The sequence below is a fragment of the Gammaproteobacteria bacterium genome (genome assembly GCA_021647245.1).
Taxonomy (GTDB): Bacteria; Pseudomonadota; Gammaproteobacteria; order RBG-16-57-12; family RBG-16-57-12; genus JAFLJP01.
The window spans coordinates 1-16,458 of the sequence record JAKIVC010000017.1; the positions used below are offsets into that span (position 1 = coordinate 1).

General features: G+C 50.2%; 10 protein-coding genes and 2 pseudogenes. 7 read left to right on the forward strand and 5 right to left on the reverse strand.

Annotated elements, in window-relative coordinates:
• Window positions 1-402 precede the first annotated feature (402 nt).
• The 3 genes from L3J94_06225 (at window position 403) to L3J94_06235 (ending at window position 5,755) form a co-directional block, all read left to right on the forward strand.
• Window positions 403-981 carry a PEP-CTERM sorting domain-containing protein gene (locus L3J94_06225; protein ID MCF6218347.1) on the forward strand — a complete coding sequence of 193 codons (579 nt, stop codon included), beginning with the start codon at window positions 403-405 and terminating at the stop codon, window positions 979-981.
• 163 nt (window positions 982-1,144) lie between these two features.
• Window positions 1,145-2,320, forward strand: coding sequence for an EAL domain-containing response regulator (locus L3J94_06230; GenBank protein ID MCF6218348.1), 1,176 nt, complete (start codon window positions 1,145-1,147; stop codon window positions 2,318-2,320).
• Window positions 2,321-2,359: 39 nt separating this feature from the next.
• A complete protein-coding gene (locus L3J94_06235) occupies window positions 2,360-5,755 on the forward strand; it encodes a PAS domain S-box protein (protein ID MCF6218349.1) in 3,396 nt (1,131 codons plus the stop codon).
• Between the two features lie 15 nt (window positions 5,756-5,770).
• On the opposite strand, the gene L3J94_06240 is transcribed toward L3J94_06235, so the two are convergent.
• Together L3J94_06240 and L3J94_06245 are read right to left on the reverse strand one after the other, a co-directional pair.
• A complete protein-coding gene (locus L3J94_06240) occupies window positions 5,771-6,904 on the reverse strand; it encodes a HupE/UreJ family protein (GenBank protein ID MCF6218350.1) in 1,134 nt (377 codons plus the stop codon).
• Window positions 6,905-7,022: 118 nt separating this feature from the next.
• On the reverse strand, window positions 7,023-7,415 hold the full coding sequence (locus L3J94_06245; protein ID MCF6218351.1) for a hypothetical protein: 393 nt from the start codon (window positions 7,413-7,415) through the stop codon (window positions 7,023-7,025).
• A 176-nt stretch (window positions 7,416-7,591) separates the two neighbouring features.
• Between L3J94_06245 and L3J94_06250 the strand changes: the two genes are divergently transcribed.
• From L3J94_06250 to glgP, 4 genes are all read left to right on the forward strand, one after another.
• Complete coding sequence (locus tag L3J94_06250) at window positions 7,592-8,335, forward strand: Crp/Fnr family transcriptional regulator (protein MCF6218352.1); 744 nt, start codon at window positions 7,592-7,594, stop codon at window positions 8,333-8,335.
• A gap of 158 nt (window positions 8,336-8,493) precedes the next feature.
• Window positions 8,494-9,006 (forward strand): DUF1269 domain-containing protein, encoded by a 513-nt coding sequence (locus L3J94_06255; GenBank protein MCF6218353.1) that lies wholly within the window; start codon window positions 8,494-8,496, stop codon window positions 9,004-9,006.
• Window positions 9,007-9,104: 98 nt separating this feature from the next.
• Window positions 9,105-10,412: an APC family permease gene (locus L3J94_06260; GenBank protein MCF6218354.1), complete on the forward strand. Its 1,308-nt coding sequence runs from the start codon at window positions 9,105-9,107 to the stop codon at window positions 10,410-10,412.
• A 10-nt stretch (window positions 10,413-10,422) separates the two neighbouring features.
• Window positions 10,423-12,960, forward strand: a complete 2,538-nt coding sequence (glgP, locus tag L3J94_06265; protein MCF6218355.1) for an alpha-glucan family phosphorylase — start codon at window positions 10,423-10,425, stop codon at window positions 12,958-12,960.
• Here glgP and L3J94_06270 read toward each other — a convergent pair.
• The 3 genes and pseudogenes from L3J94_06270 to L3J94_06280 form a co-directional block, all read right to left on the reverse strand.
• Window positions 12,944-13,720: pseudogene (locus L3J94_06270) on the reverse strand (methyl-accepting chemotaxis protein). The gene glgP and the pseudogene L3J94_06270 sit on opposite strands and share 17 nt — an antisense overlap.
• A gap of 54 nt (window positions 13,721-13,774) precedes the next feature.
• Window positions 13,775-14,281 (reverse strand): annotated as a pseudogene (locus L3J94_06275) (PAS domain-containing protein).
• Window positions 14,282-14,501: 220 nt separating this feature from the next.
• A complete protein-coding gene (locus L3J94_06280; protein MCF6218356.1) occupies window positions 14,502-16,448 on the reverse strand; it encodes a transglycosylase SLT domain-containing protein in 1,947 nt (648 codons plus the stop codon).
• Window positions 16,449-16,458: the final 10 nt, after the last annotated feature.

The window sequence follows — 16,458 nt, forward strand, 5'->3', positions numbered from 1 at the left end:
TCTCAGGGGCTAGTGGCACTACGTGATGGATGGATCAAGCTTCACTATGCTAAGTGAAACGCCCTGTGCGGAGCCGCATGCAGGGTGTTGTGGGGGCTGAGGGTTAGAGACCCTTGGCTACCCGATTTATGTTGCTCTTTATTAAGCCTTGTTTTCTCCTGGTTGCGAGTGGTTATTTTGGCGGGCTCTTTGTTAGTGATATTGTTTTTTACTTCTGTTTTTTAGATTGGAGTCAGGGGGATAACGATGTCGGTTCTTTTTACATCTTTTTTGTATTATAAATATAATGGTTTTTTTCTTGTTATTAATCATGCTCTTATTTGTATGGCATGCTGTTTGCTTGTGGTAATGGTAGTGAAGTCATTGTGGCTTTTGAAACCTTTTTAGTAGTGGGATGTGAAGATGAAGCGATTTTTGTTGTTAATAGCGGTACTGGTTGTTGGAATGGTCGGCAGTGTCAATGCGGCACCGATCCAATACAACTTCCAAAACAGTGGCAGCGGCAGTTCTCCATCAATGGACTTTACGGTGGACGGTTTGACCGTGACCATTACCGCAACCTACAACGGCTTCAGTAACAGTGCTGATGTTAGCCGGGATGTCCATGGCCTTGGGGTACGAAATGGCCACCTTGACAGCTCCGATATTGATGGTCGCTGGCGTGATGATTACTTGACGCTTTCATTTGACCGGGCAGTTAGTCTGATCGGTTTCAATTTTGCACACGATACACTTAATGATGAGTTTGATCTCTATGTGGATGGTATCAGTGTGGCCCACAACCTTGAAACCACGGGTGGTTGGGAGACCTTCTCTTTAGGTACTTATGTGAGTGACTCTTTTACGATTCGCGCTAGTGAGTGGAATGATAACTTTGTGCTGAGCGGTATGCGCGTTCAAGCGGTTCCTGAGCCGGCGCTTGTTTTTCTGATGGGGTTCGGCCTGCTTGGAATGGGCGTTATGGCCCGCCGCCGTGTTTAAGCTGACTTGATTGTGTAACCTGCATCTCAATATATTATTAGAGCTGTATTCTTGAGACCCTGCCTTGTGCGGGGTTTTTTGTTTTTAGCGTATTGGCTCTGGGGACTGGGCGTTACTGAATATTTTTCTAGTTAGATTCTCTACATTGGGTTAGTGTTGGGTTGTGAAACCTAAACTCTACATTCTTGATGATGATTCGCAGTATGCCAATCTACTGCTTGAGCTTGCTAAACGTTCCGGCTGGTCAGCGGTGTCTGAGCAGAGTGCCAGCCGTTTTTTGGATTACGATTTGAGCGCAGGTGGTATTTTGGTATTGGATCTTAATATGCCAGAAATGGATGGTATTGAGGTCATTAGGGCTCTGGCGAAAGAGAAAAAACGACTAGTGCTGATCTTGATCAGTGGTTTTGATGCACGAGTGTTGCACTCTGCCCGGCAATTGGCAGAAGCTCACGATATAAAAGTACTCGCCAGTTTGACTAAGCCTGTGGTTAGAAAGGAGTTTATTAAAGCACTGGAAAGTGTTGCGGGAGGGGAGCGAGCAGAAATCAGCCCCGTTTCTCATAATGAGCCCGTCACTGCACAAGAGCTGACAGAGGCTATTTTGCAGCGTCAACTGGTTCTACATTTTCAGCCACAGGTCACGATTGAGACAGAGGCTCTGTTGGGTGTTGAGGCGCTGGTTCGATGGCAGCACCCTGATCGAGGGCTTATTTTTCCTGGAGATTTCATTCCGCTGGCTGAAAAAGAGGGGTTAATTGACCGCTTGACCGAGGTGGTGATTATATTGGCAGTAGAGCAGAGTCGGCGCTGGCAGTCTGAGGGGCTTGATGTGGTTATTTCGGTCAATGTTTCAGCTGAAAATATTAAGAGTTTGAGCTTGCCAGAACAGCTGAAAGAGCTGACCGATAAACATGCCATTGAACCCGGTAAAATCGAGCTGGAAATTACAGAGAGTGCATTTATGGGTGAATTGACCTCATCTTTGGATGTTCTTAACCGGCTGAGAATGAAAGGCTTCTCTCTATCTATCGATGATTTTGGCACCGGCTATTCGTCACTAACACAACTCTACCAAGCCCCCTTCACCGAGTTGAAAATAGATCAGCGATTCATTATGCGAATGATCGAAGATAAAGAGGCGATGGTGATTGTAAAAATATGCATCATGCTGGGGCATATGCTCGGCATGAGGCTGGTTGCTGAAGGTGTTGAGACGAGAGAGATATGGGATGAGTTGAAAAAACTGGGCTGTGATGTGGCCCAAGGCTATTTTATTGCCAAGCCGATGCCTGCCGAAGCGTTGATTACGTGGAGTCGTTGTCGAAGTAAAATCTGAGTGAATAGAGTCCAACGTCACTGATACGGAATAAACTTAATGAGTGCTTCACGCCGTTTAATTGATGCCAATACATTGATCCTGCCGCTGTTGTTGAGCCTGTTTCTGATTATCATAAGCCAATATAACTTTCTTCTATTTCATACTCTGATTGAATTTTTTGCCATTACCGTCGCTGTTTTGATGATGGTGGTTGCATGGCAGGTCTACTCATTTACCCGTAACCACTTTCTGATGTACTTAGGGTGTGGTTACCTCTCTGTTGCAGCGTTGGATATGATTCATACGCTGGCCTATCAAGGGCTGCCGATATTTTCGCTGTCTGGGGCAAATTTATCTACCCAGCTGTGGATTGGTACACGCTATTTAGAGTCTCTGTTGTTGTTAACGGCTCCCTGGTTTCTAACCCACTCTCTTAATCGAGGTGCGGCTCTTTCGCTATTTCTTGTCATCTCTGTTGCTCTCGTCGTATCGGTTTTTTCGGGTAATTTCCCAGCTGCATTTATTGAAGGCGAGGGCTTGACACCGTTTAAAATTTTGAGTGAATACGCGATTATTTTAATACTCGCGATAGCCATTTTTTATCTTTTCTCGCAGCGAAAAATGATCGACCCTCGGGTGTTTGTTTTGATGGTTGCATCCATGCTGCTAACAATGGCAGCTGAGCTGGCTTTCACCTTTTATATCACTGTTTATGGAATATCCAATATAGTGGGGCATATTTTTAAGCTGTTTTCATTTTGGCTGATCTTTATTGCGGTGGTTCGCACCACACTACGCGAGCCTTTTAGTGCGATGTCTAAGGCTGAAACTTACTATGATGCCATTCCTGATGCTGCTGTTATTGTCGATAGAGAGGGCACGATACGGCACCTCAACAAGTCAGCCTGTTTGCTGGCAGATAGATCAGTGGCTGATCTGATCGGCCAGCGATCCCATGCGGTTTTTCACAACAAAAATATAGACCAGTCGGCTTGTCCTATCTGCCAGGCGATTGCCAATGGGGCCGAACTATCTGCTTGTGAGCTGGAGGTGAGTGATCAACTCTGGGTTGAAGTTTCAACCTCTTCGGTTCAGGGTGAGAGCGCTTTTATAGAGATTATTCGTGATATTACCGAGAAAAAATCAGCCATTACCGCGCTGGAAAAGAGCGAAGCACGTTTAACAATTACACTCGATAGTATTGGTGATGCGGTGATCACCACCGATGAGTTGGGTGATGTCACACGCATGAATCCGGTCGCAGAAAAATTGACTGGCTGGTGTTTTGACGAAGCACAAGGGAGGCCACTAAAAGAGATATTTCCAATTGTGGATGCCGCTACGCGAGAACCCATAGAAAATCCGATTGATAAGGTGATCTCCCATGGCGAGACAGTCTATCTCAGTAACAACACCACCCTTATCGCCAAGTGTGGCTATGAGTACCAAATTGCCGATTCAGCCGCACCCATTCGAGGCGGAGATGAAAAAATTCTCGGCATGGTGTTGGTATTTAATGATGTGACAGAGCAGTATCAATTGCGAAAATCAGTGGCTGAAAGTGAAGCCCAAGTTCGCCTGTTACTTAACTCTACCGCAGAAGCCATTTATGGCGTTAACCATAAGGGTGAGTGTACTTTTGTTAACCGATCCTGTCTCGATATGCTGGGTTATCAACAAGATACCGAGCTTCTTGGCCGTAACATACATGACTGTATCCACCACCACTATCCAGATGGTTCGGAATATCCTGCGGATGAGTGCCATATCTATCGCGCTTGCCGCGAACAAAAAAAGGTACATATTGATGATGAGGTCCTGTGGCGCAAAGACGGTAGCCAATTTTATGTAGAGTATTGGTCGCACCCGATATTCTCTGGGGATAAATGTGTTGGTGCAGTGGTTACCTTTCTGGATATCACCTCAAGAAAATGCATTGAGAGGCAGCTGGATGAGAGTGAGAGCAACCTGATAAGAGGGCAAGAGATCGCGAAAATAGGTAACTGGAAGCTGGATCTGAAGACAAATGCAGTGGAGGTCTCTCGAGAGTTACGCAAGATATTTGAGTTAGAGCGTGGTGAAATTGTATTGGATCACTTGGTTAATGCACTTCACCCCGATGATCTTGAACACTTCCTTACCCATATTTCCAATGCCATTGGTTATGGTTTGGACTGGAGTATCGAGTGCCGTCTGCTGCTGCGCCATGGGCCGGTGAAATGGGTGCACCTGATGGGGGAGTCGGTTTTAAATGAGAGCGGTGATGTTTCGGCCATTGTGGGTATTGCGCAAGATATTACGGCTCGCAAACAACTTGATGAAACAATTCGCAGAACGCAGAAAATGGATGCGCTTGGCAAGCTGACCGGTGGGGTCGCTCATGACTACAACAATATGCTGGGTATTATTTTAGGCTATGCCGAGCTGCTAGAGGAGATGCTGGATGAGCAGCCCGATCTTGCTCAATATGTGCGTGAGATCCATCGGGCAGGCAAACGTGGCGAGAAACTCACCAAGAAGTTACTGGCCTTTTCACGGCAAAGCGCCTCAAACTCCAAGCGAGTTGATATCAATTCACTGCTAAAGGAGCAGGCACACTTACTGCAAAAAACCTTGACCTCGCGGATTCTATTAACGTTTGATCTGGCCGACGAGCTGTGGACGATCAAGGTGGATGAAAGTGACTTTGAAGATGCCATTTTGAATATCGCCATTAATGCGATGCACGCAATGCCTAAGGGGGGGCAGTTGACCTTTAAAACAGCGAACAAGTCACTGGCTGAGTGTGAGGCGCGAGTGCTTGAGCTGGGGCAGGGAGACTATGTGGTGCTCGATATTATCGATACCGGACGCGGTATGGATGAAGAGACTAAAGAGAAGATATTTGAACCGTTTTATTCAACCAAGGGAGATAAAGGCACTGGGCTGGGTTTAAGCCAGGTATACGGCTTTGTCGAACGCAGTGATGGCGCGATCAGTGTCTACTCAGAACTGGAGAAAGGGAGCTGTTTCACGCTCTATTTTCCTCGTGACAGTGCTGAGGGTTTTTCAGGGCAAGAGGCCAGCGTTACAGAAAAAGAGAGCCTTGAAGGGAGGGGAGTGATTCTGGTGGTGGATGATGAGCCGAGTCTGCTCAAACTGGAGTCAGAGATATTAGGCCGCGAGGGGTACCGGGTGATCACTGCGGCAGGCGCCCAGCAGGCACTGGATGTACTGGAACGTGAGCACATCGATCTGTTACTTTCAGATGTGATTATGCCCAGCATGGATGGCTATCAGTTGGCCGAAATTGTGCGGAAAAAATATCCCGCCATTAAAATTCAGCTGGTAAGTGGTTTTAGTGATGACCGTCATATGCAAGGGGGAGACCTTGCGCTCTATGAAAATATTATCTCCAAACCAATGCAAGCGAAAGAGCTGCTGGAGAGGGTGAAGCGGTTGCTTTCACCCTGATCCAGACTGTCTACATCATAAGCCGCTATCCATCATATCCATCTCTGCTTCAAATTGATCCAGTGATTTGTCTAAACCAAGGCGTTGATACTCACCTTTGGTCTTTAGGGTCAGGGTGACCGGGGAGCTACTGTGGTTTTTCCAATACCAGCCGTGAGTGCCTGTGAACGGTGTGGTTAATGAACGGCTTGATTGGCTTTCGGTACCCTTTGTATAACTTTTGAAAAACCCGCTGTTATCATTTTCAGGCTCTCCGTGAAAATCGAAAAAGAGTGCTGTGCCATCGGTTTCCCATTGGTATTCAAGTGTTGCGCCCTTCTTTAGCTGGAGCTTGTACTCTTTGTCACTTCTGGCGGGAAGAGTGAGGGTGATGGTGTCTCTCCATTCTGGCTGGGTTGTTGTTAGTGCTGTTATTTCACTGTTGTGGGCCGGCTGCTCGACAATAAACTCCTCCGGGTGGCTGGTGTGGGCGTAGCCGTGCATCTGCATCAAAAAAAGATAGCCTCCGGCTAGAATCAAAAGTGCGTTTGTAATTCGGCTAAAGGTTGCAAAGGCGCGGCTTTTTCGAAAAACGGAAATAACCAGTAGCATCAGTGTGAGTGCTGCAATTTGCCCTATTTCGATGCCGAGGTTGAAGGAGATAATATTCATTAACAGCTGGTCTTCGCTCAGTGGCAGCTGTTGCAGGCGAGTTGATAAACCTAATCCATGAATTAGACCAAAGCCGGTAATCATCATCAGCATATTGGGTGGGTTGATGTTGAGCTGTTTTTTGAATCCGCCCAGATTAACAAAGGCGATGTAACAGACACTCAGGGCGATGATGGCATCGATCAGGAAGTAGTTGATCTGAATGGCGTTGAAGGTGGCGAAAATCAGGGTAACGCTGTGGCCAAGTGTGAATGCTGTGATGTATTTAACAATATCCTTAAAGCGGGTTAGAAAAAAAATAATGCCGAAAACAAACAGTAAATGGTCATAGCCTGACAGCATGTGGGTGGCACCAATCCAGATGTAGTGCAAGTTGCCCCCCTCAATGATGAGCTGTTTTTCCGCATCGGACATGCCGTGACTATAGCCGAGCTGGGGCAAGAGAATAAGCAAAAGTATGCTGGTTATAAAAAAAGTAATTTTTGTTTTTAATAACATGATCTGTTTCCTGGTTACACAAAGTATTTGTGCACTCGCTAGCCTGATCGTCTCATAGCCAAAGTGGCATATAAAATCGAGGTAGTGTGCTTTAGTGAACGCTTTTAAAGGGGTTAGGCTAGGCGACTGTTGGGGGTGCGCGTAAAGGTGGGGAGAGGGTGTAACGGCTATAAAGGGCACGTTTTGCCTCGTGGTAGTGTGGATGGATCTGTTGCGAGGAGGGAGAGAGTATCAAGCTGAAAAAGAGCACAAAGAGAGCGATTGCCGGGGTCGTGTGATGGGTTTTTTTCAGTGACTCATCAGGGTTGATCTCAATGTTGGATAGGAGACTACTATGATGGTCGCTGTGGGAGGTGTCGTGAATAAGATGTGCTTTGCTCAAGTGGAGGTGATCGGCTAGCTCATCCATGGTATGGCTGTGATGGGTATCATGGCCATGCCCCAGGCTGTGAATATGCAGCTGGCTGCTCTGTACGCACAGCAGTGCCAGTGAGAGCAGCAGTACCCACACTATTAATATCCATCTGTCTGTTTGACGAAAAGCACTCATATTCGTCGTAGTCTATATCGTCATCCCGGATATTTCATCCGTTTTTCACAATGTCACCTAATTCCCAGTACTCGCTTTGCGACGTTTTTTGAACTATTGTTTCTGCCTGACTCAAAAGGGTCATTGGAGGAGAAAACATGACGCCCGAATCACCTTTTTACGCCGATAGCCTGAAGTGCCTTCAGGAGTCAACACTGTTTGGCGAACTTGATCGAGATACGTTGGTGGATATCTTGAGTCGTTGTCGTCGTGAGACCTGGAAGCAGCGGCGTTTATTGCCGCTGGAGGAGACGTGGCAGCGTTTTCATATACTCCTCTCGGGCAGGGTGCGGCTTAGCCGCAGTAATCCACATAGCGGTCGCATGATTACCCTGTTTTTGCATGGTCCCGGAGAAGGTTTTTGTCTTTTCAGCTTGTTGGATGGACAGCCCCACGACCTGATGCTCGAAACCCTGGATGATGTTGCGCTGTTGAGCATGCCCATGGAGGAGACTCGGGAGTGGATCACCGCCCACTCTGCATTTAACCGTACACTCCTACCCTATATCGGACAGCAGATGAGTGCTCTGGCAAACCTGGCAGAGGACCTGGCTTTGCATGATACCGAGACCCGTTTGGCGCGGTTGATATTGCGCCATTTGGATAATGCAGAGCTTGAGCACGCCGAGCCGCGCCTGATAAACGACCTCTCTAACGAATCGCTGGCCGAGATGATTGGCAGTGTGCGTGTGGTTGTGAACCGGCAGTTGCAACACTGGAAGCAGGAGGGGATCATCGATGCCCACCGCGGCTATCTGGCAGTGGAAAAGCTCAATGCACTGGCACAGCGAGCAGAGCAGCAGTTGGCACTGCCTACGGCTAAAGCACCCACCTTGCAGTAGAGCCAAGCGCCTACCTTTTGGCGATATCTTAAGGGTGCCTTTGAACCCTCTTTCTCTCACTTCCTTCGCCCTGTGTAACCCTGGTAGCAGAATTCACGCGCTTGGTGGTGCATGATCATCACAGTTATGTGTGGGGTCAGAGCAGGGAGGTTGAGAGGGTGGATCAAAATAGCTGCGTGGCGTTATACCTATCCCAGCCGCAGGCGGAGGCGGCGGTGCGGATGTTGCAACAGGCTGCATTCGATATTAAGAAGGTCTCTCTTATTGGCAAAGGAGATGATCACGAGGAGTATCCTATTGGTTTCTACAGTACCGGTAAACGGGTCAAGTTGTGGGCGAAAAAGGGTGCTTTCTGGGGAGGTGTCTGGGGGTTGTTATTTGGCGCGGGTCTGTTTTGGATACCCGGTGTAGGACCCGTGCTGATGGCGGGGCCTTTGGTTGCCGTACTGGTGGCGACACTGGAGAGTGCTGTAGTGGTGGGTGGCCTCAGTGCCTTGGGGGCCGCGCTCTATAGCATTGGTATTCCGAAGGAGAGTATTATCCGTTACGAAACAGCACTTAATATAGAGCAGTACCTGGTGGTTGTTCACGGTAACCTGCAAGAGGTGGAGCGGGCTTATGATGTATTGTCGGCCAGTGAGTCGACCGATGTAGCGATTCACCTCAGTTAAGGGTCTTTTTCTGGTTTGCACGGCTCTCGGTAGGAATTCATACCGTACAAAATAATAGCGCCGTATGCATCCCCATGCGGGAGAGGAGTGTTAACTTAATGGCAGTAACCCAGAAGATAGCCGCCAAGCTTGACCTTAAACAGATGATCGCTATGGGTGTAGGTGGAATGGTGGGTGGGGGTATCTTTGCGGTGTTGGGCCTTGCCATTGCCCAGGCGGGGCACGCGGCACCCATCGCCTTTGCACTGGGTGGCGTGATCGCGCTACTGACCGGCTACTCCTATGCCCGGTTGGGGTTGATGTATCGATCCGATGGCGGCAGCTTTACCTATCTGGAAAAGGCATTTAAAGCACGTTACGTGGCGGGTATCGGTGGCTGGCTGCTGCTGGCGGGCTACATTGGCACGCTGGCGCTTTATGCGTTTACCTTTGGTGTTTACGGTGCGGCGATGCTGGGTAGTGATGGCGACTCCGCTGTGCACCATCTGCTGCAATCGTTTGTGCTGTTGCTGTTTCTCAGTATCAATCTTTATGGTGTGCGTGAGGCGGGTAACGCTGAGCTGGTGATTGTTACGGCCAAGGTGTTAATTCTGCTTCTGTTTGCGGTGATTGGTCTGTTTTATGTTGAGGGAGACCGGCTGTTGCCGGTGTTTAACCAAGGTGAACTTGGCGTGCTGATGGCAGCCGCACTGGTATTTGTTGCCTATGAAGGCTTTGAGTTGATTCCCAATGCGGTCAATGAGATGGAGGATCCAGAGCGCAACCTGACCCGGGCAATTATGTGGTCCATTAGCATCGCCATGTTCATTTATATCACGGTATCACTGGTTGCGGTGGGGAATCTGCTACCCGAAGAGGTGGCGCGTTATGAAGAGTATGCACTGGCGGTGGCGGCCAAGCCATTTTTGGGTGATGCGGGTTTTTTGCTGATTGGGCTGGCGGCGCTCTTCTCTACCGCTTCGGCCATTAACGCCACACTGTTTGGCTCAGCACGTCTGGGCAGTGTGATGGCTAAAGAGAAGGCGTTGCCCGCAGTATTTGGCTTTCGTCGCCAGCAAAACAACATCCCTTGGGTCAGCTTGCTGGTGATTACCGGGGTAACATTGATCTTTGTTAATACCAGCGACTTGACCCTGATCTCCTCTTTTGCCAGCGCAACCTTTTTGTTGATTTTTGCGGCCATAAATCTCTCGGCCTTACGCTTGAGAAAACAGATCGGTATCCGTCTCTCCGTAACACTCTGTGGCTTTCTGCTCTCCATCGCTTCGCTGTTGGCACTGTTGCTCTATTTGTGGCAGAACGATGCGACTATCCTGATTAAGCTGGCTCTGATCTATCTCGTGGTGATTATGGCGGAGTTGCTATTTAGTCAGCGGAATTTTTTCTTGCAAAAAAAGATCTCCTGAGAGGGTTAACATGCAAACAAACCACTATCTTCCCCGCGCACTGCCTGAACCATTACAAGGTTTGGCGACCTTGGCGCTAGATCTTCGCTGGAGCTGGAACCACGGAGCCGATGCTTTGTGGCATCAGGTTGCTCCTGAGTTATGGGCAGCGACGGCCAACCCCTGGTTGATTCTTGATACCGTTTCAGAGCAACGCATGAGTGCCCTAGCGAGTGATGTCGGGTTTCTTGATAAATTACAGCACCAACTCGATATGAGGCGGGCGCATATTGAAGAGAAATCGTGGTTTTCCGAGGTGATTGATGGTGATCTTTCGGGGCATATTGCCTATTTCAGCATGGAGTTTGGAATCTGTGAATCCTTACCGATCTACTCGGGTGGGTTGGGGGTATTGGCGGGGGATTACATCAAAACAGCGTGTGACCTGAATGTCCCGTTGGTAGGTGTTGGGTTGCTCTACCAACAGGGCTATTTTCGTCAGGCAATTACCCCGCAGGGTGAGCAGATCGAATTTTATCCTTACAATGTTCCAACCATGCTGCCAGTTGTGCCGTTGCGCGATGATCGGGGCGAGTGGGTGCGGGTAACTCTGGAGTTGCCTGGTCGCTCTTTGCGCTTGCGTACCTGGCGTGGCCAGGTGGGGCGGCGGACGTTGTTGCTGCTCGATAGCAACGACCCGCTTAATGATCCAGGTGATCGAGCCATCACCAGCGAGCTTTATGGTGGTGGTGAGGAGATGCGGCTGCAACAGGAGATGGTGCTCGGCATCGGTGGCTGGCGGCTGCTGGAGATGCTGGGGATTGATTGTCCGGTTTGCCACCTTAACGAAGGACATGCCGGGTTTGCTATTTTGGAGCGCGCTCGTCACTTTATGCAGCAGCACAGCCAACCTTTTCATGTGGCGCTGCGAGCCACCCGGGCGGGAAATCTCTTCACCACTCATACACCGGTAACCGCTGGTTTTGATCGCTTCGATCCCGAACTGTTCGCTCGCTATTTTCGGGAGATTGCACGAGATTACGGAGTGGCTCTGGATGAGTTGCTGGCGTTGGGGCGTTTGAATGCTGGGGATATGAGTGAGCCTTTCAATATGGCCTACTTAGCGATGCGTGGAGCGGGTGCTGTTAACGGTGTCAGTCAACTGCATGGTGAGGTCAGCCGACAGATTTTTCAGCCGCTATTTCCCCGCTGGCCTAAAGATGAAGTGCCGGTGGGTTATGTGACCAATGGTATCCATGTGCCCAGCTGGGATTCCGCCACCGCAGATACTTTATGGACCGAGGCGTGCGGCAAGTCCCGTTGGCGTGGCACCTTGGACTCTGTTGGTGAGCAGTTGCAGCAGTTATCCGATGAAAAGTTATGGCACTTTCGTAGCGAAGGGCGTCAGCGGTTGATCGCATTCCTGCGCCAGCGGTTGGAGCGTCAGCGCCGTGGGCGTGGCGGGGATCAAGAGCAGATTAGAGCGTGTCGCGACACACTTGATCCTTATGCACTGACCCTGGGTTTTGCCCGGCGCTTTGCCGAATATAAGCGCCCCAATCTGTTACTGTATGATACTCAACGGCTGATGCGCCTATTGACTAACCACGAGTACCCGGTGCAGCTGGTTATTGCAGGAAAGGCCCACCCAAAAGATGCGGTGGGCAAGCAGCTGTTGCGTCAATGGCAGGCTTTTATCGAGACCAATGGCATACATGAGCGGGTAGTCTTTGTTGAGGATTACGATTTGGGGGTGGCAGCACAACTGGTGCAAGGGGTGGATCTTTGGATCAACACCCCGCGCCGCCCCTGGGAGGCCAGCGGCACTAGTGGTATGAAGGTCTTGGTAAATGGTGGGCTTAACCTCTCTGAGTTGGATGGTTGGTGGGCTGAAGCGTATGCAGCCGAGCTGGGTTGGGCGTTGGGGGATGGGGAGGAGCACGAGGATGTGGTTGCGTGGGATGCTCAAGAGGCACAGCAGCTATACCAGTTACTGGAAGATGAGGTGGTACCCTGTTTTTACCGCCGTAATGAGCGGGGACTGCCTGTGGAGTGGGTAAGGCGAATGCGGAAAAGCATGGGTAGCCTAACCTCGCAATTCTCCTCCAACCGCATGATGAGGGAGTACACCGAAGATTATTACTTGCCACTGGCAAAAGCCTACCGGCAGCGCAGCGCAGATCTTGAACTCGCCGTGGAACTGGAGAGGTGGCATCAGCAGCTTAAGCAGTACTGGCACGGGCTGCACTTTGGTAATGTTGAGTCGAGGCTGGAAGAGCGTTGCTATCACTTCGAGGTGCAAGCTTATTTTGGTGAGTTGCCAGTGGAGAGGGTGAGTGTTCAGCTCTATGCCGATGCGGCAACGGGCGGTAAGCCTTTATGCCAGCTTATGACGCGAAGTGTAGCGCTGGCGGGTGTCCACAACGCTTATCTGTTTACCGGGGTGGTGGCGGCGAATCGTCCGGTATCCGACTACACCCCGCGTATTGTTGCGGCACACCCGCAGGCCAATATTCCTCTGGAGAGTGACTTGATACTCTGGTATCAGCCTCCTAGTCGTTCACTTTGAAAAATGTGATTAATTGAGTCAACGAACGGGACTCCTCATTCATCGATTCACTGGCCGCTGAAACCTCCTCTACCAAGGCCGCATTTTGCTGGGTGGCGTGATCCATCTGTGCAATCGCCTTGTTAATCTGCTCGATGCCGGCGGCTTGTTCCCGGGAGGCAGCTGAAATATCGCCTATAATGTCACTGACCTTTTGCACTGCGTTAACGATACCGGTGAGTGTTTCGCCAGAATTATCAACTAAACGTGACCCCTCTTCGACCTTCTCTACGCTGTCATGGATCAGCCCTTTTATCTCTTTCGCAGCGGCTGCACTGCGCTGCGCAAGGTTACGCACTTCGCTGGCGACTACCGCAAAGCCACGCCCCTGCTCACCGGCGCGAGCGGCTTCAACCGCCGCATTTAAGGCCAGTAGGTTGGTCTGGAAGGCGATTTCATCGATGACACTGATGATGTCGATAATCTTTCTGCTGGAGTCGTTTATTTCGCTCATAGCGGTGATCGCATCATCAACAATCGCACCGCCTTTTTCCGCTTCAGAGCGGGCATTGGCTCCCAGCTGATTCGCTTCACTGGCGTTATCCGCATTCTGTTTTACGGTGCTGGTGATCTCTTCCATGGCAGAAGCGGTCTCTTCCAATGATGCGGCTTGCTGTTCTGTGCGTTGGCTTAGATCCTCGTTGCCTTTGGAGATTTCTGCTGAGGAGAGGCTGGTGGCGTTGGAGCTGTCCTGAATCTGCTTGACCATTCGCGAGAGATTGCCCAAGCAAGTATTAACCGCACCACTTAAATCTGCAAATTCACCCTCGAATTCACCGTTAACGTTATCCCTCAAATCCCCTTCAGCCAACTTATGAATAACCCGCGAAGTTTCACGTAGCGGTACCGCAATCGCCTCCATCATCGAGTTAATATCATTTACCAGATGTTTCACGAAGCCGCTGTAACTATCGGTATTGATGCGCTGTCCCAAATCACCGTGTTTAGCGGCTTCGATAAGCTTGGCGACCTGGTTGAGTGCATCTTTTTGTGAGGTGATATCAGTGGCATATTTCACTACCTTAAAGGGCTTTCCGTCGAGACCCATGATGGGGTTGTACGAGGCCTGAATCCACACTTCTTTGCCGCCCTTGCCAATACGCCGGTACTCGCCAGAGTCATACTCGCCGCGATTGAGCTTCTCCCAAAATAGTGTGTATTCGGTACTCGCTGCGTAGCCAGCTTCAGCAAACATGCTGTGGTGTTTGCCTTTTATCTCATTTAGCGAATAGCCCACGGTGCTTAAAAAGTTTTGGTTGGCATTTATGATGGTGCCATCCATGTTGAATTCGATAACCGCCTGAGACTTAGAAATCGCTTCCACTTGCCCTTTGTAATCAATGTGCAGCGCCTCCAGTTCTTGCTGTTCCTGGCTCACATCTTTTTCGTTACCCGTCTTATTACTCATGGCTCATCACTCTCTGTTCCTAATCTGTTTTGTTGGCACTAGTGTCGTGTCGGACAAAAAAAAATAAGCTTGAGAGGTGAGTGTTTTTTGTGGTTCAGGGTTTTGGTTGGATGGCGGGCATTCTTTCGCTTAGGCGAATGGGAGGGCGATTGAGGCGTTGATCATAGATGGCGGTGTAGGCCATGATGTTTTGTACATAGTTTCGGGTTTCGTTAAAGCGGATGGTTTCAACCCAGCGGTCTGCCTCAACCGCCTCCCCTTCCGGTAACCACTTACGCACATTACCATAGCCTGCATTGTAGGCTGCGGTGGCAGCAACCGGATTGTCTTGTAGCCGATTGAGGTTGCGCCTTAAATAGGCAGTGCCAAATTTAATATTAAGATTGCTCTGTAACAGGTTGGCCGTATTACGCAGCGGGCTGTTGAGGAGTCGCCCGATTTCACGCCCGGTGCGCGGCATGATCTGCATCAAGCCTAATGCACCACGACTGGAACGGGCATCAGACATAAAGGCGCTCTCTTGCCTGATGACCGACATCACCCATGCCGGGTCAATCTCATGGCGCACGGCCTCGTTTATAACCTGCTGTCGATGAGGGAGCGGGAAGCGTAATTCAAGATCATCCCGGTAGGGTGTTTGTGCAACGGTGTGTATGGCACGGTCGTGCCAGCCCCATTCACCTGCTAATTTAGCCGCTTGGGCCAGTTGCTGGGTATTCATCTGCTGTGTGGCATAACGCCATTCACGGCGTGCGTCGACCACACGGTTCAGTAAAAACAGCTCTCTGGCGCGTATAAAAGCAGGAATAGCGTGCAGTGCGGCAATCTGTATCTCATTCGCAACTATTTTTTGATCACCAAGCTGATAGGGGCTGCCAATTTTATCCGCTGCAAGGAAGGCATAGTAGTGCCGCTGTTGTGCCAGTTCGGCATAGCGGGCGAGTGTGAGTTCTTTTCGTTCGGTTGCCAACGCCTCTGCGGCACGTATCGACCAGTACTCCCAGCGCGGCTGCGACTGTTTTTGTAGGCTAAGACGCGGCAGCCAGGTTTGTACGGCCTGCCAGTCACCAACGGCCAACGCGGCGCGAATACGCCGCTCTTGAAGGTCGCTATTTCCGCGGGCACCCATTATCTGTACCAACTCAGGGCGGTCGATAGCCTCTTTTTGTAGCAGGCTGGCCAGCGCCAGATTGCGCTCGATGCGGGCGACCTCTTGGTGGCTGAACTCATATTTTGGCGATAAATTTTTCCAGCTCTGCCAGGCAAGAGCGGCATCGTATCGGGCTAGGCGCTTAATACCAAAGCGGACGATTGTGCGGGCCAGTGTGGCGGGTTGCCGGGCCAGTTGGAGGGTGTTGATTTTTTCAGGCTGGCTGCGCAGTTGATACCACTGTTTTGCGAGTTGCTGCTGTTCACCTTCGGTTAAACGAATCAGATAGCGTGCCAGCCGATATTTGCCGCTCTCCATTGCCAGCTGAAAACGCTGCCAGGCCAGTTCAGGTTTAAAGTGGCGTGACGCCAGCCAGGTGCGAAATAGCGAGTCACACGCCTTGGGTTGTGATCTTCCCACCATCCAGAGCGGTGCAACACGGGAGAGTGCCAGCGCCTCCTCGCCAGTGTGATACAGCGCACGTAAGCGGTAACACGCCAGTGTAGCATTACCATCGCCGGGGTAGTGCTCAAGAAAGTGTTGCCAGCGTCGGCTCTCGGCAAGCTGGATCAGCCATTGGTTACTGAGTCGTTTGGCCAGTGGCGTATCACTAAAGCGCTGATTAAATAAATCAACCTGCTGCGGCGACAGGTAGCCTAGGCGGTTTTTATAGTCTGCGTAGATGAGGTAGGGGAGTAGAGGGTAGTTTTCAAGCCGCTTTAAGTGATCCTGAAACTGCGAGCGCTGGTTATTATGCAGAAAAGTCTCGGCCTCTAAAAAGGCCAAGCGTTGCTGGTTGTAGTTACTCTGCTGATCAGTCGCAAGGCTGGCGCTAGCATAAGTGGAGACAAACAGTAGGAGAGCTAAGGCTATCGGCGTTGTTGACCACATGGCTAGATAA